This window comes from Alteromonas mediterranea DE, assembly GCF_000020585.3.
Classification (GTDB): Bacteria; Pseudomonadota; Gammaproteobacteria; order Enterobacterales; family Alteromonadaceae; genus Alteromonas; species Alteromonas mediterranea.
The window spans coordinates 3,834,413-3,855,270 of record NC_011138.3 but is presented as its reverse complement, the minus strand read 5'-3'; the positions used below and the strand labels follow the sequence as shown (position 1 = coordinate 3,855,270).

Genomic DNA, 20,858 nt, shown 5'->3' with positions numbered 1-20,858 from the left:
ACGTATTATTTCAAAATTAAATAAGCCTATGGTCGCATAAGACTATAGTCGCAGTATTTTTACACTAATTCTTCGTTACGAGAACCTAAGTAGGAGGTTGTTAAGACCAAAGTCTCATTTTGCTTTGTGAGTGAATGGCTAGAGTGTTTCACCATACAACAAGAATTTTACATTATTGATATTGGAGGCAATCTTTATGACCGCCGGCAAAACTTATCCTGTACCTGAGAATATCCTTCAGTCTACACATCTTAATGCGTCGCAATATGACGAAATGTACAAGCAATCTATAGATCAACCCGAAGCGTTTTGGGGCGAACATGCGTCTATTCTTGAGTGGTACCAAAAGCCAACCAAAATTAAAAACACGCATTTTGGTGAAAACGACGTGTCTATCAAATGGTTTGAAGACGGTGAGCTAAACGCCAGCTATAACTGTATCGACCGCCATCTTGCTAATAATGCCACTAAGGTTGCCTTTCATTGGGAAGGTGACTCTCCTGAAGATAGTCAAGATATTACCTACCAAGAAGTGCACTACGAAGTATGTAAGTTAGCGAATGCACTGAAAGGCATGGGCGTAGCAAAAGGTGACCGTGTAGCTATCTATATGCCAATGGTGCCAGAGGCGGCTTACGCTATGCTTGCCTGTGCCCGAATAGGGGCTGTTCACTCGGTGATCTTTGGCGGCTTCTCGCCAAACGCCATTGCCGATCGCATTAACGACAGCAGTGCAAAAGTCGTTATTACGGCTGATGAAGGACGCCGTGCTGGAAGAAGCATTCCCTTAAAAGCGAATGTAGATAAAGCGCTGGCAGGCGATGCATGCCCGTCGATTACTCACGTACTGGTCCATAAACTTACTGGTGGTGACGTTGATTGGAACGAAAAGCATGATGTGTGGTGGCAAGATGCCGTAGACGGCATGTCTGCCCAGTGTGAGCCAGAGGTAATGAACGCGGAAGACCCGCTATTTATTCTTTATACATCAGGTTCAACGGGAACGCCCAAAGGCGTGGTGCATACCACAGGGGGGTACCTGTTGTATTCTGCCATGACCTTTAAATATGCATTCGACTATAAAGACGATGATGTTTACTGGTGTACGGCTGATGTGGGTTGGATTACAGGCCACAGCTACATGGTGTACGGCCCTATGGTTAACGCCGCTTCGCAAGTCTTTTTTGAGGGGGTTCCGACGTACCCAGATGTTAAGCGCATTGCTCAAGTGGTAGAGAAGTACAAAGTAAATAGCCTTTACACTGCGCCTACGGCTATTCGTGCGCTAATGGCTCACGGCGATGCGCCCGCTGAAGGTTGCGATTTATCATCACTGCGTTTACTTGGCACCGTGGGTGAGCCGATTAACCCTGAAGCGTGGGAATGGTATCACCGCGTGATTGGTCAAGGCCGCTGCCCCATTATCGATACGTGGTGGCAAACCGAAACCGGTGGTCACATGATTTTACCACTACCCGGTGCGACGGAATTAAAACCAGGCTCAGCCAGTCGCCCTTTCTTTGGTATTCAGCCGGCGTTGTTTGATGCAGATGGCAAAGAGTTAGAGGGAGCGGCCGAAGGTAACTTGGTGATTAAAGACAGTTGGCCAAGCCAAGCGCGCACGGTATACGGCGACCATCAGCGTTTTATCAATACGTATTTTAGTGCATACAAAGGGGTGTACTTTACCGGTGACGGTGCCCGCTGTGATGAAGATGGTTTCTATTGGATCACTGGCCGCGTAGATGACGTGTTAAACGTGTCAGGTCACCGCCTAGGCACCGCAGAAATTGAAAGTGCGCTGGTTGCTCATCCTAAAGTGGCGGAAGCTGCGGTAGTAGGTTTTCCTCACGATATTAAAGGGCAGGGCATTTACGTTTACGTGACACCAAATGAAGGGGTTGAAGCAGACGAAGCGCTAACCAAAGAGCTTAAAGCGTGGGTACGCCAAGAGCTTAGTCCAATAGCCACGCCCGATATGATTCAGTGGTCACACGGTTTACCCAAAACCCGCTCGGGTAAAATTATGCGCCGCATTCTTAGAAAAATCGCGGCTAACGAGCACGAGCAATTAGGTGACACTTCTACATTGGCGGATCCGTCGGTTGTTGATACACTGATAGAGGAACGTCTAAATAAGTAAAACTAAGGATATAGACAATGATAACCCTTCTAATCGCTGATGATCATCCGCTGTATCGCGATGCACTAAGAGGCGCGTTATCGTTGTCATTGCCAGCCTTAACGCTTAAAGAGGCTGGCGACTTAACCACCACAGTCGATATTCTTAATAACGAGGATATCGATTTGCTGTTACTCGATTTACATATGCCGGGCAGCAATGATTTGTTCGGCTTATTGCACATTCGTAAACTCTTTCCTGAACTTCCCGTTGCAGTCGTGTCGGGAACCGAAGATACCACTCTCATCTCGAAAATAATTAGTGTTGGCGCACTTGGCTTTATCCCTAAAACTGCCAGTGCACAAGACATTGCTAATGCCGTAGAAGCGATTTTAGATGGCGACGTATGGTTACCTGAAAACTTAAGTGAAAATGTTGATGAAGTGAACGAAGCGTTTTCTGAGTTAGCAGATAAGGTAGCATCGCTTACCCCATCGCAATACAAAGTATTGTGTTACATGCGAGATGGGTTGTTGAATAAGCAAATTGGCTTTAACTTAGATATTGCTGAGGCTACCGTGAAAGCCCACGTTACGGCTATCTTCAAAAAGCTAGGAATAAATAATCGCACGCAGGCGGTGCTTATTGCTTCTCAACTTGAACTGGAACCGCCATCTCAGTAGCCTCAAAATCTTCTAAAGGCTTTGACGCAGAAAACTCGGGAAGAAACTTCTCTAGCGCCAAACGGCTTTGTTCACTCAAAAATGGGTTTTCAATGCCTATCACGGTTCGCTCTTCAATAAGCGACATGCCCTGCTTAAAATTAGCATTTGCCACTAATAGCGCCTGAAATTTACCCGTTTCAAACAAAGTCAGTAAACCTTCGGTAATACGGTTAGCCAACGCTTGGTTATCGCTACTTACGAAGAAAAATATGGGGCTTGGGTAAGCAATGATAAGGTTTTGATCTATGACGAGATCACGTGAAAGGGTATCATCTTGGGCCTCTTCATGAATTTCCATTACGCTACGAGGAAACATGTCTGCAAAGCCTTCCGATACAATACGGAAAGAGGCGCGGTATGTGGTTTCTAATACTGGGATATCGTTGGCGCGAAAAATTTTTGTATCGGGCCAGTCATAGCCCAAGACGGCTCTGAAAGCTTGTAAATCCTGAAGGGTTTCCACGCCTTTTAATCGAGTGTCACCTGCCTTTACAAATAGAGCTCGTTTACCAAAAAGCCCGGCCATAATAGGGATACGGATAGGCAAAAACTGACGTTCCCGTTCTTTAGAGGTCACACTCCAGGTTACGTCTAGCATATTGTGTTCAAGGCTTCGCAATTGACGCTCTTGCGCTGTTTCTTGGTCGCTGACTAAAAGCTCAAATGTGCCATATTGGGCCTTTGTAACACGTAACGACTCTGCTAAAAGTGTTTTTGCATACGCGTACACGGCATCTCTGCCGGGATGAACATTTGGCAGCCGAATAACAGTGTGGGGTAGCTCACTTTGAACCTTACTCGCCACGACTTCTTGAGCACTAATAGTGAAAGACGTCACAGTACTTAGTAGTAACGCGACCCACCCTAGTTGTTTAGTCCACATGTCCATAAAGTTCACTTTATTTATTCCGGTGAAGCCCACCACCTATCGTCTGGCCTTTCAACGCGTGGTGATAATTAGTCTCTTCCCGTAAGCAAAAAATCGTGCTCTGGGTCGACAATAAAATGCCCGCTCATTGCTTCGCGTCCAAGTAACATAAGATACGTCATTTCAGAGCGGTCAGTAAGGGTTAACTGTATATCCCACTGGTACCCATCCATTATTATAGGCGTAATTATCACATAGCGCTTTTCCCGTGTAGCCGTAGAGCTTTTGACTCGTTTCTTTCCTTCCACTCGCGCTTCTCTGCGCACCACTCGCTCAACGTTGTGAATATCTGGATGGATATCGAAGGTAATCCAAAGCTCACCGTTTTGCTCAAATTCTTCGATATTGTCTACATGTAACGAAGACGTGGCTGCGCCCGTATCCACGCGCACATTCAGGTCAGTAATAGCAAGTTTGGGTAGGTCACACAGCTCTACCGCACCAACGATTTTTTTATTGTTCATTTATTGTTATACCAATTTTATAAACCAGGGTCTTGTTCTTGTGGCAATAAATTGTCTTGCAATAACTCTACGTGTTCTGCAACGGTATCAGGCTCAGAGAAGTATGCAATGTGATAAATCGCTTCACCTTCTTGAGTGAGTGGAATATTTTGTTTACCAATGACGACCCCTTCTGCAGGACTGACAATACTATCTAGATAGTTGCCAAACGGGTCTGCAATGATAGCCAGCTTGTCACCCTTTTCCACATGATCGCCAAGTTGTGCTAAGTGCGTAACAAACCCGCTTTCCGGGGCACGAACCCAGCCGCTCTGTCTGGCGATAAAACGTTCAATGCTATGACCCTTACTGCGGCTTTTATTGAGCATGCCTAAATGACGCATGGTGTTAATAATGCCTTTTACACCTGCTCGTATAGAGAACTCATCGTAGCGCAGTGCTTGCCCGGCCTCGTAAAGTAAGATTTTAACACCGTTTGCGCTGGCCGCTTCTCGCAATGATCCGTCCCGTAATTCTGCATTGAGTAACACAGGAACACCAAATGCTTTGGCCATTTCCAGCACGGCTGCATCGTCTAAATCGGCGCGAATCTGGGGAAGGTTACTGCGGTGTATTGCACCAGTGTGAAGGTCTATTCCTACATCACACTTGCTTACGACTTCTTTAAAAAATAAGTTCGCTAAACGGCCGGCCAAAGAACCTTTTTTGCTTCCTGGAAAACTGCGGTTTAAATCCCGTCGGTCTGGTAAATAGCGAGACTGATTGAGTACGCCATATACGTTAACCATAGGTACCGCAATTAATGTACCCCTAATGCGCTCAATCGCTTTTGAACGAATTAAACGCCCCACGATTTCTATCCCGTTTAGTTCATCGCCATGAATGGCTGCACTTACAAACATAGTAGGGCCCGGTCGCTTTCCACGTCTTACATACACCGGAATGCTCATGTTAGTAGCCGTATAAAGCGGCGGCATTTCTAACTCAATCTTTTTTGTTTCGCCAGGGGCAATGCTCTCACCCCCAATTGTTAGCACATCGTTTACCACTCACGTTTTCCTATAAGTAGGTTATTGCAAAGCAAAGGTAAAAAAGGGTTAGCCCTTTCCTCGGGTTTTGGTTTTATGCGGCTCTGCACTTTTTTCAATAAATTCAATGATCATGCTGGCCACATCTTTCGTGGTGGCTTTTTCTATACCTTCTAATCCTGGCGACGAGTTGACCTCCATGACGACCGGGCCATTGTTTGAGCGCAGAATGTCTACCCCACAGCAATTTAGACCCATTGTTTTCGCCGCATCGACTGCCGTTTTTCGCTCAGCGGGACTTAAGCGCACTAAGCTTGCTTGCCCACCGCGGTGAAGGTTAGAGCGAAATTCTCCCGGTGCCGCTTGGCGCTTCATCGCCGCGACCACTTTGCCGCCCACTACAAAGCAGCGAATGTCGCTTCCGCCTGCTTCTTTAATAAACTCTTGCACTAGAATACTGGCGTTTAACCCCATGAATGCTTCGATGATCGACTCTGCCGCTTTCTGTGTATCTGCCAACACCACACCGATACCTTGGGTACCTTCTAGAAGCTTAATCACCACCGGTGCGCCGCCTACAGTTTTAATAACATCGTCAATTTTATCTGGGTGGTGAGCAAACCCCGTTCTAGGCATGCCAATGCCTTTGCGTGATAAAAGTTGTAGGGAACGCAGCTTATCGCGAGAGCGGCTAATCGCGACCGACTCATTAAGGCTATACGTCCCCATCATCTCAAACTGGCGCACTACCGACGTACCGTAAAAACTCACCGACGCTCCAATACGAGGGATAACCGCATCGTAATAGGGAAGTTTTTTACCGTGGTAGCGTACAGATGGACGCGCACTGGTGATATCCATGTAACAGTGCATGGTGTCGATAACGTCAACGTCATGCCCTCGAGCCTGACCGGCTTCAACTAAGCGTGAAGTAGAGTAAAGGCGAGGGTTTCTTGAAAGAATTGCAATACGCATTATAAAAACCTGTAGTTTAAAAGTTGTCGTTTTTTTGACCCAGCTAGTGTTATTAAAGCGTGAATATCACACTCTGTCGATGCGAGGTGTCGTTTTTATTGATGGTGTATTATCACTTTCACTTTGCCCTCATTCTTTGCCCTCAACGGGCACGCTGTGAGCAAGCGAGAACAATATAATGCGACAGGCATCACTAGGTACGTCATTTTGCGCGCATACTAATAGAAGTATTTAACACTGTCTTACGAATAATTCTTGTTGTGTCGATTGCTTTTAATGCATGAACTCGTGAGTTATTCACGTTAGCATGAAGACGCGTCGGCGTCTTATGTCGGCAATCTTCGCGCGTTTGACATAAATAGCGCTATAAAAATTAAGGGTTTACTGTGATGAATGAATGGTGGCATGGGTTTTTGACGTGGTTGACGCAATACCAGTCAAATGCCGTGTGGAGTGGCGTGGTGCTGTTGTTTTATTTGGGCATGTCTCGCAAATTATTGCCAAAGCTAGAAAGCAATATCGAAAAGTCTAAGCTTAAATCCCATAGTGCCCTTAAAGGCTTGTTTGCCGCGCGGGTTATCGTTGCCACTGTTTCTCTTGCGCTCCTTTTGCTTGCGTGGGGAATTGATTTTTCAGGCTTGTTGGTGCTGTCCACGTCCATTATTACGGTAACAGGTGTCGCGCTTTTTGCCAGCTGGTCACTCATTAGTAACATTACCGCTTATTTTATTTTGTTGACGAATGTGGCTTATCGCAGAGGGAACTATGTTCGCGTGCTTGACGGGGATAACTATATTGAAGGAATTATTGCTGACGTGGGCCCATTTAGTACACGCCTGGTTACAGCAGAGCGTGAAACACTGATGTACCCGAATAATTTAATTCTTACTCGCCCAGTGTTGCTGAACCCTAAACAAAAATGGGGCTCAATGGGTAAGATAGTGGCAAAATCTTCGAGTGAAACCGCTGTTGTGAAAACAGAAGATAGTAAAGCTCACGAAGAGTTTCTCTAATTCGTAACTAAAGGTGCCCACAATTAAAGCTAAACGTTTTTTGCTTCCCTAATATAGCGCGTCATACTTTGAAGAAGGGCACGGAGTTTGGCGGGTTTAAGTGGCTTTGCCAAAAAGTTTACGCCCTGCGCTTTACATTGTGTGACCAAGCTCTCATCGGGGGTTGCGGTTATCAAAGCGGCTGGCACCACAATGTTAAGCCTGTGCCTAATTTCCTCTATCAGCGCTAATCCGTTTTTCTCGCTGTCGTGGCTAAGCTGATAATCCATTAACAGAATTTGCGGCTGAATTGTCTTACACAGGGTTAGTGCATCATCCCAGTTGTTGGCAAGGGCAACGTTAATCCCCCACTTTTGCAAAAGGGTTTTCATGGCATCAAGGTTTTCTTTTTGATCGTCCACACACAGAACGTCCATACCCGTGAAGGTGGTGCCGCGAGGTTTCGATACAATACTCGATACCCGTTTGGGTTCGGCTTTCTCGAGCGTAAACGTAAAACAACTGCCTTTCCCTATTTGTGACATGACTTGGATATCGCTGTTTAGTTGAAGGCTTAGGCGCCTTACTACCCCTAAGCCCAGCCCCAAGCCGTGCTCTTTACTCTCGTTTGCACGGAAAAAGTCGCCGAAGATACTGTCTTTTTTATCGGCAGATATACCTATGCCCGTATCGAGAATTTTAAAATGAACGGTGTTTTTTATTGGTTTTACAATAAATAAAACGCGCCCCTTTTCAGTGTATTTCACAGCATTTGATAGCAAATTTTGAGTTATTCGATACAAATAGGTTTTGTCTGCTCTAACCCAGCAGGGACGCATAATGGCTTTAAAGCCCAAGCCTTTTTCTTTGGCTCGCATGGCCATTTCGTCTATCAGCGGGGAAAGTAGTGCCGTAATATCAATAGATTCAATATCCGGTTTCATCTCGCCCTGATCTAAACGTGCAATATCTAACAGTGTACCAATCAGTGTTTCGCTCGACGTAACGCTGTGTCCAAGTTTCTGAATAATGGCGTGGGACGATTCGGGTAGCTCTTGCTCTTCTAGCGCACTGACATAAAGCTTTGCCGCGTTCAACGGCTGCAGAACGTCGTGACTGGCGAGCGCCAAGAACCGGGTTTTACTGGCGTTAGCATCTTCGGCCGCTTTTCTTGCTCTTATCAGCTCTTTTTCTGCTTCAGAGCGACGTTCAATTTCAAGACGTAACTCGGCGTTAATTGAATGCACTTCTTCAGTACGCTTTTTAATTCGCGCTTCAAGATCTATATTCGACTCTTCTAGAGCCTGCTGAATTTCCACATGCCCTGTTATGTCGTTGAAACTTGTTACGAAGCCGCCACCAGGTAGCGGGTTGCCGACCATTTCAATAACTCGGCCATCTTTGCGCTGGCGGGTAAAGCGGTGAGGCATGCCCGAGCGCAAATGTGAGAGACGTTTTTCAACTTCGCTATCTACGTTATCTGTACCAAATTCACCCTGAGCGGCATTGTATCGAATGAGCTTTTCTATCGGGGTACCCACCGCAAGTAAGTTGTCGGGGTAAGGGTAGAGATTAGCGTAGCGCTTGTTCCACGCTACTAAGTTTAAATGCTTGTCGACAACGCTGATTCCTTGATCCATGTTTTCAAGCGACGTTAAAAGCGCGGTCATATTAAATTGCATCGCCTGCGTGGTGTCATCAAAGAAGTTGATAACCTCAGTGAAGTCCATTTTTTTACCACGTAACGCGCTGTCTAGCAGCACTTTTGCGCTCGATGCGCCAATAACACCACCTAATGCACGCTCGCAGAAGGATAAAAAGGATTCATTAGGCGTGTCGTCATGCTTCAATTGACAGTTATTAAGGTGCTGGTATTGGTCTAGCAACTGCTCACACCGACCAGATCCCATGAAGGTAGAAAGTAAAGTAATAAGGTCTGATACTGTTACGTTCGTTGCCTGGGTTTTTACTGTGTTACTGCTGGATATAGCGGGAGATACAAAGGCTTCGGCTTGAATGCGATCGATAAGACGCTGGGGCGCGAAGTGAGAAAATAAAATGTACACAAAGCTATTTGCCGCCAAGCTAATCATGGCGCCTTGGCTGATTAACTCGTTTTGCTCCATTTGCGATACTTGCTCGCTCACAATGGGAAGCACTAGCCACAGCACCCAAATAACTAAGCCTACCATTAGGCCTGCATATACCCCGTGTGCATGAGCCCGCTTCCAATACAGCCCGCCCACAATGGCAGGCATTAGCTGAATAACCAGCGAGAAGGCAATTAAGCCGATAGAGTGAAGAGAGCGGCTGCTGGTCATTTGCTGGTGGTATAAAAACGCCATAAGTAGAATAAACGCTATAACAATACGGCGAATTAAACGAATCTTTCTCGATACGTCCTTTTTGTCATCTGTGTTGCCCGTAAACGCTAATATGCGAGGTAAAATAACATCGTTAGTTAACATAGTGCTAAGGGTTAGCGTAGCGACAATGATCATCGCCGTTGCCGCGGACAACCCGCCCACAAATACAATAACCTGAAGCAGTACCGACTCGGAAAATACGGCCAGTGATAACACGTAAGAGTCGGGCTCTATGCCTTGGTTGGCGAAGATCGCTTTGCCCGCGATAGCAATTATCGGGATCACGGCGGAAATAACAGTAAGGTATAAGGGAAAGAGCCAACGCGCAGTGCGCAAATGCCCAAGGCTTAAATTGTCGATAATGGCAACGTGGAACTGGCGGGGTAAACACACTATTGCAGCGGCAGCCATGATCGTTTGTGCAATAAAGCTGAACGAGCCAAACTGAGAGAGGGCGATTTCATTAGTAAAACTTTCAAAAAACGGCCCTGACTGGGTTCGTTTCCATGCACTATACCCAACCGCAGCCACTAGCACCAAAGCCAGTAATTTGATGGTCGATTCGAATGCTATGGCTAACATCAAGCCCCGGCGGTATTCAGTGACATCGGTTTGGCGTGTGCCAAAGTAAATAGCAAAAGCGGCAATGAAGCCGGTGGCGGCAATAATAATGCCGTTGCTGTTTGGTTGTTGCGTTAACAACTGGAAAGTCGCCCCAACGGCCTTCAACTGAAGTGCGATATAGGGAATGGTGGCCAATAAAGCAATAAGTGTTACTACTAACGCAACGGTTTGGCGCTTCCCATAACGTGAAGCAATAAAGTCTGAGATGGTGGTGATATGTTGCTTTTTACTCACCAAGGTCAGCTTATAAATAAACTTATACCCCAATACATAAACCAAAATGGGACCAAGCATAATGGGAAGGTAAATCCATGTGTCTCGACTTGCTTGGCCTACCATTCCAAAGAACGTCCAAGCCGTACAGTAAATAGCGAGCGCGAGTGAATAAATAGCCGGGTGAGAGGTGAGTGCGCGGGCAGTAGGTGAATTCTTTTCGCCCCAACTCGCTAATGAAAATAGTAAGAAGAGATACAGAACTGCAAGCGTTACCCAACCAAAAACCATAACATTCCTTTTAACGAAGATTTAACAATGCTGTTGCTATTATAACCATTTCGACCATGGTCTACCTACGACCATGGTCTCATTTTGAATTTCATGATGCAGGACTAGAGTAATAGCCGACCTCCTAGATGCTTGACTTTTGCTGCTTTGTTCTTTCATTTGATAAAGACCGAATCACAGCAATAACGTTAACAAAGCCGAGCGTTAGGGAATTGTAAAATCATAACAACTAGTTAACCTGACATGAGGGTGAAACAATGGCATTTAGAAACGAAGAGGACAAAAAAGCGTATTGGAAGGAGAATTTATCACTTCTTGCCAAGCTTTTAGTCGTTTGGTTCATCGTATCATTTGGTGCCGGCATACTGTTTGTCGATATCTTAAATGAAATTCAGTTCTTTGGCTTTAAATTAGGCTTCTGGTTTGCACAACAGGGCGCAATTTACGTATTTGTTGCATTGATCTTTGTCTATATGGCAAAGATGAACGCCATGGATAAACGCTACGGCGTAGATGAGGAGTAAAGCATGGACGTTCAAACTTTAACATTTATTATTGTTGGCGCTTCTTTTGCGCTTTACATTGCAATTGCAATTTGGGCTCGCGCTGGGTCTACTAACGACTTTTACGTTGCTGGTGGCGGCGTGCCACCTGTGATGAACGGTATGGCTACCGCAGCAGATTGGATGTCGGCAGCGTCTTTCATCTCTATGGCTGGGCTTATCTCATTTATGGGCTATGACGGCGCCGTCTACCTTATGGGCTGGACCGGCGGTTATGTATTGTTAGCACTCTGTTTAGCACCTTATTTACGTAAGTTCGGCAAATTTACGGTGCCTGATTTCATCGGTGATCGTTACTACTCTCAAACGGCACGTACGGTGGCTGTATTCTGCGCAATCTTTGTTTGTTTCACATACGTGGCAGGCCAAATGCGTGGGGTCGGTGTGGTATTTAGCCGTTTCTTAGAAGTAGACATCGTATCTGGTGTGGTTATCGGTATGGTTATCGTGTTCTTTTACACCGTATTGGGCGGCATGAAAGGCATTACCTATACTCAGGTAGCACAGTACTGCGTAATGATATTCGCTTACATTGTACCAGCGGTATTTATCTCTATGATGGTGACAGGCCACATCCTGCCGCAAACAGGGTTCGGTGCCACACTTGCTGACGGCTCCGGCGTCCATATGCTGCAAAAGCTCGATAATTTATCCGTCGAACTTGGGTTTAATGAATACACATCCGGTACCAAAAGTACCATAGACGTATTCTTTATTACCTTTGCACTTATGGTGGGTACAGCGGGTCTTCCACACGTTATCGTTCGTTTCTTCACTGTGCCTAAAGTTCATGATGCACGTAAATCAGCAGGTTATGCATTGGCGTTCATTGCTATCTTGTATACCACTGCTCCTTCGCTAGCGGCATTCGCTCGGGTCAATATGATTGAAACCATTAATGGCCCTGAAATGACAGGAACCAGCTACGCAGAAGCGCCGTCTTGGATTAAAAACTGGGAACAGACTGGGCTAATCGCCTTTGAAGATAAAAACGGCGATGGCAAGATGTTCTATTCGGGTGATGAGCGCAACGAAATGAAAGTTGACCGCGACATCATGGTATTGGCAAACCCTGAAATTGCAAACCTACCAGCATGGGTAATTGCGTTGGTTGCAGCGGGGGGAGTGGCAGCAGCCCTTTCTACATCGGCAGGCTTGCTGTTGGTAATTTCCACCTCTGTATCTCACGATTTGTTGAAGCGAAACTTCATGCCAAATATTACCGATAAAGCCGAGCTTATGTATGCGAGGTTAGCTGCGGGGGTGGCAATTGTTATCGCGGGCTACTTCGGTATTAATCCGCCCGGCTTTGTGGCTCAGGTGGTCGCCTTTGCCTTCGGCTTGGCTGCGTCGAGTTTCTTCCCCGCTATCATCATGGGTATATTCAGCAAACGCATGAATGATAAAGGGGCCATTGCAGGCATGATTTCAGGTATTGCCTTTACTGCGGCTTACATCATTTACTTCAAGTTTGTAAACCCAGCAGCCAATACGCCTGATAACTGGTGGTTCGGTATTTCGCCAGAGGGCATTGGCACGGTAGGTATGCTGGTGAACTTCATTGTGGCGTTCCTAGTGTTTAAAGCAACCGATGAAGCACCTGAAGAAATCCAAGAGCTGGTTGAAAGCATTCGTTACCCGAAAGGTGCGGGCGAAGCGTCAGCTCACTAAATGGATAATGCCTTCAGATAGGCTTTAGCAAATAAAACCAATCTACTGGCGAAAGTGAGTAGGTTGGTTTTTTCTTTTTTGTCTTAAAAATTGGACGACGGCTATGACGGCAATGGCTAAACAAGTGGAAGACTTCTTAAATACGTCTGCGCCTTTCGATGTGCTTGATAAAGAACAGAAATTGGAGCTAGTTAAGCACACCGAGCTTATTTACGTTACTTCCGAGAATGTTAGCGACCTTTACCAAGAAAATAACGCACTTTTTCTTATACAAGGTGGGCAGTTCTCTATTCAAGATTCAGATGCGCCTTTGCGTCATTTAAGTGAAGGCGACTACTTTGGCTATGCGGGGATCATGGAGCAGCGCTCCTTCCCGTTAAGTATCAGTGTAGACAGCCCTGGGCTCGTTTATCGTTTCGATGCATCGGCTGTTTCGCCCTTATTTGAGCAGCCGGCGATACGACAATTCTTTAATGGGTTAAGAGACAACGCCCTGCAGAGTCATGCTATTTCTGATACTAATTCAATGTGGCTATATAAAGGGCTGTGTGATGTTATTGAAAAAGCGCCTGTATCGGTAAATGCAGATACGTCGATTTCAGCGGCGGCACAGCTAATGACAACGCAAAAAGTGTCGTCATTGTTGGTAACACAGAATGACAAGCTTACCGGCATTGTTACCGATCGCGACTTGAGATCCCGGGTGGTTGCGGCTTCGTTAGATACCCATTTGCCGGTAAGTGAAATTATGACGCAAAGCCCTGCGCAAATAACTGGAAATAGGACTTTGTTTGATGCGCTAGCACTAATGACAGAAAAAAATATCCATCACCTGCCCGTTATCGATCATCAGTCACTGGTGCCCTTAGGTATGGTAACGGCGAGTGATATTATTCGCCATCAAAGGGGCAACGTTCTCTTCATTATTGGCGAGCTTAGTAAAGCTGAAAACTTGTATGAATTGACTCGGCTGTCCTGGCAGCTACCTCACTACTTTGCTGCTCACGCAAAAAAAGCGGGGGATTATGATATCGCCGGAAAAATTTTGTCTCAGGCCACCGACATTATGACAAGAAAGTTGATTGGCTTTTTTCAACAAGCCAACGGCAAAGCCCCTATGATGTTTGCTTGGCTTGTGTATGGTTCTCAGGCAAGAGAAGATCAAACAATGGGCTCAGATCAAGACAACGGCTTGTTATTGGCAAAGGCCCCGACTAAAGCGCAGGCTGACTACTTTTCCAAGATGTCGGAATATGTTTGCAATGGCCTAGCAAAGTGCGGCATAAAGTTGTGCGATGGCAACATAATGGCCAGTAATCCCGCGCTTCGGCTGTCACTAGACGAGGCCATAGAGGAGGCACGGCACTGGGTAAAGGCACCGACAAAAGACGCCATCATGCACTTTAATATCTTTCTTGACGTGCGCTGCGCCGCAGGTGACGTCAGCTTGTTTAAGCAGCTACAAAAACAGCGCGCTCCTCTTATGCAACAAAACATGTTTTTGGCTGCTCTGGCAAGACACAGTAATGAGATTTCTGTTCCGTTATCGATGTTTCAGAAGTTTATTTATGAAAAAGCGAAAAACGACAAACAAAAAGAAAAGGATGTCATTGACCTTAAAACCCGAGCGGTAGCGTTAATTAATAATATAGCCCGTATTTATGCATTGGCGGACGGGATCACACTACCTAATACCCTTGCTCGTTTAGACGCATTATCATCTCGCTCTCAACTGTCAAAACGAGATGCCACTAATTTGCGCGACATTTGGCTTTTCTTAAACAGATTGCGCTGGCGTCATCAGTTGGAAAATAAAGTGACCGACAATAGAGTGTCGATATCGAGTCTATCGTCCATAGAAAAACATCAGCTTAAAGCTGCGTTTAAAGCCATAGATAGAACCAATCAGGCAATGGTAATGAAGTTTTCTGGCGGCGTAGGTTAAATGCGATGATAAAGCAGTTTATACAAGCGTGCGCCTCAGTGTTTTTCGATAAAAACAGGTTTAAAGCAAAGCTTCGAGAACGCTATGTAGGTAAGACTTCATTTGCCGCTATCGATTTAGAACTTACCTCCCTGCAGCCGTCTAAAACACAAATAACCTCATTGGGTTATGTGGAAGGTAAGGGGATGCGAATTTCTCTTGCATCAAGCGGATATCATGTAATTAATACACGTGCCGACTTAGGGCAAAGCCCGGTCATTCATGGTTTAACGCAAGACATATTAGAGAGAGGAGAGGAGCTTGACGAAGCACTGCGTCACTTACTGCCACTACTAAAGCGTAATATTCTGATATTTCATAACGCTAAACTTGACCTAATGGCACTTGACCGGGCGTTCAAGCAGAATAATTTACAAACAGTAGAGGTGATTTACATTGATACCCTACAACTGGCGCTATATCAGTTAAACAAACAACATCAGGTTCTTCCTAATAATAGCGCTACGCTTACGGTGTGTCGGCAGCGCTTAGACTTACCCGCCTTTCCCGCCCACAATGCATTAGACGATGCGTTAGCCACGTTACAGTTATTTTTTGCCCAACTAAACGAATTAGGGGTTACCGGCGAAGACTCATTAAAGGCATTGCTTCATACCAAGGCTGTGGGTCAATATCAATTAGGCTGAGCTACTCGCTTTGACTTTTGATTGGAAGATGGGCGTGGTGATTTTCAGAAATGCTTTTTATCACTACCGAAGGCGCTTTCAATTGGTTTCTTCCAGATGTTTTTGCCGCATATAAATTCTTATCGGCTTCCAGCATGACATGGTCGATTGTTTTGCTAGCATCATCATGTTTAATGGCGAGCCCTGCGCTTAGTGTAATGCGCCCGTATCCAGATGCAGAGTGTGGAATATTTAAATCGTAAACAGTTTTCAGCAGACGCTCGGTCACTGCTGTTGCCCCTTCCACATCAGTGTTAGGCAATATGACCAGAAACTCTTCGCCGCCAATTCTTACCAGCTTATCCATGGGGCGTAGCAGCGCATCATTAATGGTCTTGCTGACCTTCCATAAACAACTATCGCCGTCTAAATGGCCATACATATCATTAAAGAGTTTGAAATGATCGATGTCGAATATGACTAAGGCAAGGGGAGTAGAGGTTCGAAGCTCATCTTTTACTAGCCGAGGAAGGTAGTCATCAAGGTAGTGCCGATTGTACGCACCAGTTAGTTTGTCTACATAAATGAGCTTTTCGAGCAGGTCGTTCCTCAGCTTATGATTAATATGTGATTTCACTCGGTTCCGTAGAGTACATGCATTTACAGGTTTCACCACAAAATCAACGCATCCAGAGTCCCAGCACCGAGTCTCTTCTTCATCGGTACTCGATGAAGTAACAAAAATGATAGGGATGTGAGCGCATAAAGGCTTACTCCTTAGAAGCGCGGTGGTTTGATGCCCATCGAGTTCAGGCATTGACACGTCCATTAAGATTAAATCAGGCGTGTGAAACTTACAGTACTCAATAGCCTCCTGTCCTGAACTCACAGAAGTACAGGGAACCGTGTCCTCAAGTAATGTTTCCAGTACAAGTCTGCTGCTGGCTTGGTCGTCAACGATAAGCACTTTACAATCTTTTAAAGTACGCTCGCCAACTTGCTCAATATACACGCTCGCTCCTCAGTGCGGGTGATGACTTCCATAACACACATTACTCCTCAACGAAGCAATTGTAGATTAATCATAAGTTGAATATTGAACCATTTGGTTCACATTATTTACATAGTTGCAGCGTTCCTACATAAATAATTGGAAAATCGCAAGTCCAAACACGCCAACTGTACAAAGCACGCCAATCATGTAGAAATAGCTTCTGGGGCTAGGGTTTTTTTCCGTAGCTATTGCGTAGTATAGCCCCATATGCATTATTCGGCATAATGCATATATCCATATTAGTAACGCTAATAGCGTTGTTGGTGCGCCTAAAAACATGCATAGAATGGCAGGAAGCGTAAATTGGTGTACGTTCTCTAACGAATTATGAAAGGTTCGGTGGCTTCTAAATACAAAACTATCATGACTTAACTCATCACTAACTTTACCCGGGATATACTGGGATTGTCTTCTGTGTGCAATGGCGGCCACGATGTTTTGAACAAACACAGTAAAAATAATCAGTAACAGGCCGGCAATGCTATAGGTATAGACAGCGAACATACGAACTCCTTTTCAGCAGATTTGATATTTTTGAAATGCGAGCACATTAATGCTCAAAAAAGTTAGCGTTAATACCTACGCCACGCGCATTAGAAGAGTTCGCAATAAAAGATGAAGCGAAGCACCAAATTTTCAGCGCTTCGACTTGTTTACGCGGTTTTAAAAGCCAACAAATACGTTCTTTTGCGGTGAGGGGCTAACATTTGGGGTTGTAAATAAAATGTGAAATTTGTTGCGAGTGCTATAATTTAGGCTATCGAGTAAATAAAAAGGTGCCTATTATGAATGCTCGAATTCTTGTAACAATACTGTTTTGTTTTGTAGTTGGTGGGTGCACGTCTACTAATAACAATCAGGCAGATGCTACACCAATATTATTAAACGATAGCCTCTTTCCCTCTTTTAGTTTGTTTCCCGTCGAGCCGCCCGAAGAGATTTTTTACTTAGATGAAGACGCACAGCAATTTGCAGAAAAAGCCGTGCATGAAAAAAGCATTTTACAAAAAAATGTGAAAGGGTTAGTAAAGGCCATTTTCGATCATTCTGACCGCGGGATGCTTTATCGAAACAGTGCCAATACTACAGCAAATACCACGTTTAATAACCGCGCTGCCAATTGCCTTTCATTGTCTATTATGACTCTGGCGTTAGCTGAACACGTTGGGCTTACCGCCACTTTTTATGAAGTAGATATCCCAGAGTATTGGACTCGCCGTGAAGGATTTAGCTTGCTTAACGGGCATATTAATTTGCGTATTTCACTACCTAATGAAAGCCCTGTAGCCTCGGTTGGCGGAACGTGGGCAGATGTAGATTTCGACCCTCAAATGTTACGCAATTACTTCCCAAGAAAGGCAGTATCGAGAGACAAGGTTATAGCTATGTTTTACAACAATAAGGGCGCTGACGCTTTAGTGGCGAACAGTTATACCCGAGCCTACAGCTATTTTAGAGCCGCAGCCAAAATCTCCCCTGCGTTACAGCAGACCTGGGTAAATTTGGGCGTTTTGTACCGAATGGTTGATGAGTACGAGCAAGCTGAGTTGGCCTACAAGCATGCGTTAGCACTGGACGATGAAAACTTAACGGCTTGGGAAAACTTATCGATTCTTTATACCTATCAAAATAAAGATGATGCGGCCCTAAAGATAACTCAAATGGTAGAGGCTAAACGTAAAAATAACCCGTTTTATCACTATATCTTAGGTGAGCAGGCCTTCGAGGCTGGAAAAGCCGATGTGGCAATAACCCATTACGAGCGAGGGCTTAGGCTTGATAACGCACGTCATGAACTATTGTTTGGAATGGCAAAAGCATTTCATGAGCTAGGTGATGTGAGTAAAGCAACGCGTTATCTTAAGCACGCAGTTAAGCATTCTCCGAACGAGCAAGAAAAACAGCGTTATTCGTCTAAATTAGCGTCGTTGGCTAGTCGCTAATGCGAGGGCAAAAAAAAGCCGCAGACTAGCTGCGGCAAAGAATAACACTACAAAAGGAACTTAATTTATATAACGCCCAGCTCACGAAGGCGCTCTTGCAGGTATGACCCTGCAGTATGACGTTCTGAAAGAACAACATCTGGTCTAGGGTGTAAGAACAGTGGTAACGAGATACGAGATTTCGTCATGTCTGCACCGTCCGGGTTTACTACCCTGTGTGTAGTTGATGGGAAATATCCGCCTGATGCTTCTTGAAGCATATCGCCGATATTCACAATCAAATTCCCGAAGTCACAAGGAACCTCTAACCAACTACCGTCTTTAGCTTGTACTTGCAGTCCAGGCTCATTGGCTGCAGGTAAGATAGTAATTAAATTAATATCTTCGTGTGCAGCAGCGCGGATTGCGTCAACTTCTTCATCACCTTTAAGTGGTGGGTAGTGCAGTATACGTAGCAAGGTTTGATCTGAGTCTTTGATCATGTCACCTAGCGGTTGACTGTACTTACCGCTCACCTTCTGAAGGAGAGTATTTTTCTATCCAGCCTAGTAACTTCTTTCGCTAAGCCATTTGCTTCCTCATAGTATTGAGAAATCTGAGGGCGTAGTGTGTCTGGGCACTGACCCCACGGATAAAAATGGTAATACTCTTTAATATCTTTTTTCGTAAAGCCTTTGGCTACCTCAGAAACACTCTGAGGGAAAAATCCGTCTTGTTTACCTTTGTTGTACAGGTAATCATTCTTCTGTTCACTGTCGAAGAAGGCCTGCCAATTATCGTAAATACCTTGAACCAATGACTGCTGGATAGGGTGGTTTTTTAAAACACCGAACCCGGTTTCGCGAAGTGACTTCACGAATTCTTCTTGAGCGTTGTCCGCTTGGTAATCTACAGCAACTAATTGCATAACTTTATCCCGTATATATTGACTGCGGCATTATAAAGGTAGACGGGCTACAGAAAAAAGTCGCAGAAATTGATACAAATCAACCCCGCGATGAATTTGCGCGTAATGTACATAAACCTGACCAGTTAGTCTAGTATTTTCTTGACCAACTGGTCTAATTTAATGAAATTTAACCAAGAGAGAGGTAAAAGCCCGCTAGCGCGGCGCTCATTAAGTTTGATAACGTTGCAGCAATAACAGCTTTTAACCCCAGTCTCGCAATTTCTTTTCTGCGTGTTGGTGCCATAGCACCAATTCCACCCATCAAAATGGCGATAGAAGAGAAGTTTGCAAAACCACAAAGTGCAAAGGTGATAATGGCCTGAGATGCTTCAGACAGCTGTTCTTGGCTTTCTAAGAAGTTGAGATAGGCAACGAACTCGTTTACCACCATCTTCTGTCCAATAAAGCTGCCTGCAAGTTGCGCTTCTTCCCATGGAACGCCGATTGCCCATGCAAGAGGTTGAAGCACATAACCCAGGATCCCTTCAAACGTTACGTTTTCATAGCCAAATAACCCTGCTGTCCAGCCTATAAGACCGTTGAACATGGCAATAAGTGCTATAAAAGCAAGTAGCATTGCACCTACGTTTAACGCAAGCTGCATGCCTGATGCGGCGCCGCTGGCGGCTGCATCAAATACATTGGCGTAGCCGGTATCTTCCGCGTCTACGTCATGTAAATCTTCGTTGGGTTTGGTTGTTTCAGGCAAAATGATCTTTGCCATCAATAAGCCACCCGGTGCCGCCATAAAGCTGGCTGCAAGTAAATATTTAAGCTCTACACCCATGCCGGCGTAACCTGCCATTACAGAGCCTGCAATGGAAGCAAGGCCCCCCACCATAATGGCGAAAAGCTCAGAACGGGTCATGTGTGGGATGAATGGGCGAACGACTAACGGCGCCTCAGTTTGGCCGACAAAAATATTGGCCGCTGACGACATAGACTCAGGACGACTTGTGCCTAGCGCTTTTTGTAGAAAGCCACCAATCACCTTAATAACAATGCCCATTACCTTAAGGTGGTATAAGACCGCAATTAGGGCTGAGAAAAACACGATAACAGGAAGCACGTTAAAGGCGAAAATAAACGCTATCGATTTGTCGCCAATAGGGCCAAATAGAAAATTAATCCCTTCTTGGCTGTAGGCAATAATATTGGCGACAAATTTTGTCGCGCTTAACAAGACTTCTTTACCAGGTTCCGAGTACAGGACAAAGGCGCCAACCGATGCTTGAATAGCAAATGCGCCGCCTACAGTGCGCAGATTAATACTGCGTTTTGCGGAGGATAACGCGAAAGCAATACCCAGAAGGACGGCTATGCCCAGTAAACTTACCATA

16 protein-coding genes and 1 pseudogene are annotated in these 20,858 nt (G+C 45.3%); 8 read left to right on the top strand and 9 right to left on the bottom strand.

From position 1 onward, the window contains the following. Positions 1-196: 196 nt before the first annotated feature. Together acs and MADE_RS17065 are read left to right on the top strand one after the other, a co-directional pair. Positions 197-2,143 (top strand): acetate--CoA ligase, encoded by a 1,947-nt coding sequence (acs, locus tag MADE_RS17070; protein WP_020744356.1) that lies wholly within the window; start codon positions 197-199, stop codon positions 2,141-2,143. A 17-nt stretch (positions 2,144-2,160) separates the two neighbouring features. Beyond that, entirely contained in the window at positions 2,161-2,805 is a 645-nt protein-coding gene (locus MADE_RS17065) for a response regulator transcription factor (protein ID WP_015068170.1), read from the top strand. Here MADE_RS17065 and MADE_RS17060 read toward each other — a convergent pair. The 4 genes from MADE_RS17060 to rimK form a co-directional block, all read right to left on the bottom strand. Then, positions 2,765-3,736 (bottom strand): type 2 periplasmic-binding domain-containing protein, encoded by a 972-nt coding sequence (locus tag MADE_RS17060; RefSeq protein WP_020746644.1) that lies wholly within the window; start codon positions 3,734-3,736, stop codon positions 2,765-2,767. The two genes, MADE_RS17065 and MADE_RS17060, sit on opposite strands and share 41 nt — an antisense overlap. Positions 3,737-3,804: 68 nt before the next feature. After that, a complete protein-coding gene (locus tag MADE_RS17055; RefSeq protein WP_020744354.1) occupies positions 3,805-4,239 on the bottom strand; it encodes an ATP-dependent zinc protease family protein in 435 nt (144 codons plus the stop codon). A gap of 17 nt (positions 4,240-4,256) precedes the next feature. Next, the gene (locus tag MADE_RS17050) at positions 4,257-5,288 is read right to left on the bottom strand and encodes a succinylglutamate desuccinylase/aspartoacylase family protein (RefSeq protein WP_023559923.1); all 1,032 of its coding nucleotides are present in this window, start codon (positions 5,286-5,288) and stop codon (positions 4,257-4,259) included. 48 nt (positions 5,289-5,336) lie between these two features. Beyond that, positions 5,337-6,242, bottom strand: coding sequence for a 30S ribosomal protein S6--L-glutamate ligase (rimK, locus tag MADE_RS17045; protein ID WP_020744352.1), 906 nt, complete (start codon positions 6,240-6,242; stop codon positions 5,337-5,339). Between the two features lie 389 nt (positions 6,243-6,631). On the opposite strand from rimK, the gene MADE_RS17040 reads away from it, so the two are divergent. Continuing rightward, positions 6,632-7,255 (top strand): mechanosensitive ion channel domain-containing protein, encoded by a 624-nt coding sequence (locus tag MADE_RS17040; protein ID WP_015068165.1) that lies wholly within the window; start codon positions 6,632-6,634, stop codon positions 7,253-7,255. Between the two features lie 29 nt (positions 7,256-7,284). Here MADE_RS17040 and MADE_RS17035 read toward each other — a convergent pair whose 3' ends face one another. Next, positions 7,285-10,728, bottom strand: coding sequence for a PAS domain-containing hybrid sensor histidine kinase/response regulator (locus MADE_RS17035; protein ID WP_015068164.1), 3,444 nt, complete (start codon positions 10,726-10,728; stop codon positions 7,285-7,287). Between the two features lie 257 nt (positions 10,729-10,985). On the opposite strand from MADE_RS17035, the gene MADE_RS17030 reads away from it, so the two are divergent. The 4 genes from MADE_RS17030 (at position 10,986) to MADE_RS17015 (ending at position 15,593) form a co-directional block, all read left to right on the top strand. Continuing rightward, positions 10,986-11,252: a DUF4212 domain-containing protein gene (locus tag MADE_RS17030; RefSeq protein ID WP_015068163.1), complete on the top strand. Its 267-nt coding sequence runs from the start codon at positions 10,986-10,988 to the stop codon at positions 11,250-11,252. A gap of 3 nt (positions 11,253-11,255) precedes the next feature. Then, on the top strand, positions 11,256-12,962 hold the full coding sequence (locus tag MADE_RS17025) for a sodium:solute symporter family protein (RefSeq protein ID WP_015068162.1): 1,707 nt from the start codon (positions 11,256-11,258) through the stop codon (positions 12,960-12,962). A 103-nt stretch (positions 12,963-13,065) separates the two neighbouring features. After that, positions 13,066-14,907, top strand: coding sequence for a DUF294 nucleotidyltransferase-like domain-containing protein (locus MADE_RS17020; RefSeq protein WP_020744350.1), 1,842 nt, complete (start codon positions 13,066-13,068; stop codon positions 14,905-14,907). 5 nt (positions 14,908-14,912) lie between these two features. Further along, entirely contained in the window at positions 14,913-15,593 is a 681-nt protein-coding gene (locus MADE_RS17015; protein WP_015068160.1) for a 3'-5' exonuclease, read from the top strand. A gap of 1 nt (position 15,594) precedes the next feature. Here MADE_RS17015 and MADE_RS17010 read toward each other — a convergent pair whose 3' ends face one another. Both MADE_RS17010 and MADE_RS17005 read right to left on the bottom strand, forming a co-directional pair. Further along, on the bottom strand, positions 15,595-16,584 hold the full coding sequence (locus MADE_RS17010) for a GGDEF domain-containing response regulator (RefSeq protein ID WP_020744349.1): 990 nt from the start codon (positions 16,582-16,584) through the stop codon (positions 15,595-15,597). A 126-nt stretch (positions 16,585-16,710) separates the two neighbouring features. Then, positions 16,711-17,130: an MAPEG family protein gene (locus MADE_RS17005; RefSeq protein WP_020744348.1), complete on the bottom strand. Its 420-nt coding sequence runs from the start codon at positions 17,128-17,130 to the stop codon at positions 16,711-16,713. A gap of 281 nt (positions 17,131-17,411) precedes the next feature. Here MADE_RS17005 and MADE_RS17000 point away from each other — a divergent pair, with 281 nt between their 5' ends. Continuing rightward, a complete protein-coding gene (locus MADE_RS17000; protein WP_015068157.1) occupies positions 17,412-18,569 on the top strand; it encodes a tetratricopeptide repeat protein in 1,158 nt (385 codons plus the stop codon). A 65-nt stretch (positions 18,570-18,634) separates the two neighbouring features. On the opposite strand, the pseudogene MADE_RS16995 reads toward MADE_RS17000, so the two are convergent. Further along, positions 18,635-19,476: pseudogene (locus tag MADE_RS16995) on the bottom strand (isopenicillin N synthase family dioxygenase). A 169-nt stretch (positions 19,477-19,645) separates the two neighbouring features. Next, positions 19,646-20,857 carry a NupC/NupG family nucleoside CNT transporter gene (locus MADE_RS16990; protein WP_015068155.1) on the bottom strand — a complete coding sequence of 404 codons (1,212 nt, stop codon included), beginning with the start codon at positions 20,855-20,857 and terminating at the stop codon, positions 19,646-19,648. Position 20,858: the final 1 nt, after the last annotated feature.

Coding starts and splice junctions, on each gene's coding strand:
- acs (WP_020744356.1), top strand. CDS start 197: ATGACCGCCGGCAAAACTTATCCTGTACCTGAGAATATCCTTCAGTCT.
- MADE_RS17065 (WP_015068170.1), top strand. CDS start 2,161: ATGATAACCCTTCTAATCGCTGATGATCATCCGCTGTATCGCGATGCA.
- MADE_RS17060 (WP_020746644.1), bottom strand. CDS start 3,736: ATGGACATGTGGACTAAACAACTAGGGTGGGTCGCGTTACTACTAAGT.
- MADE_RS17055 (WP_020744354.1), bottom strand. CDS start 4,239: ATGAACAATAAAAAAATCGTTGGTGCGGTAGAGCTGTGTGACCTACCC.
- rimK (WP_020744352.1), bottom strand. CDS start 6,242: ATGCGTATTGCAATTCTTTCAAGAAACCCTCGCCTTTACTCTACTTCA.
- MADE_RS17040 (WP_015068165.1), top strand. CDS start 6,632: ATGAATGAATGGTGGCATGGGTTTTTGACGTGGTTGACGCAATACCAG.
- MADE_RS17035 (WP_015068164.1), bottom strand. CDS start 10,728: ATGGTTTTTGGTTGGGTAACGCTTGCAGTTCTGTATCTCTTCTTACTA.
- MADE_RS17030 (WP_015068163.1), top strand. CDS start 10,986: ATGGCATTTAGAAACGAAGAGGACAAAAAAGCGTATTGGAAGGAGAAT.
- MADE_RS17025 (WP_015068162.1), top strand. CDS start 11,256: ATGGACGTTCAAACTTTAACATTTATTATTGTTGGCGCTTCTTTTGCG.
- MADE_RS17020 (WP_020744350.1), top strand. CDS start 13,066: ATGACGGCAATGGCTAAACAAGTGGAAGACTTCTTAAATACGTCTGCG.
- MADE_RS17015 (WP_015068160.1), top strand. CDS start 14,913: ATGATAAAGCAGTTTATACAAGCGTGCGCCTCAGTGTTTTTCGATAAA.
- MADE_RS17005 (WP_020744348.1), bottom strand. CDS start 17,130: ATGTTCGCTGTCTATACCTATAGCATTGCCGGCCTGTTACTGATTATT.
- MADE_RS17000 (WP_015068157.1), top strand. CDS start 17,412: ATGAATGCTCGAATTCTTGTAACAATACTGTTTTGTTTTGTAGTTGGT.
- MADE_RS16990 (WP_015068155.1), bottom strand. CDS start 20,857: ATGGTAAGTTTACTGGGCATAGCCGTCCTTCTGGGTATTGCTTTCGCG.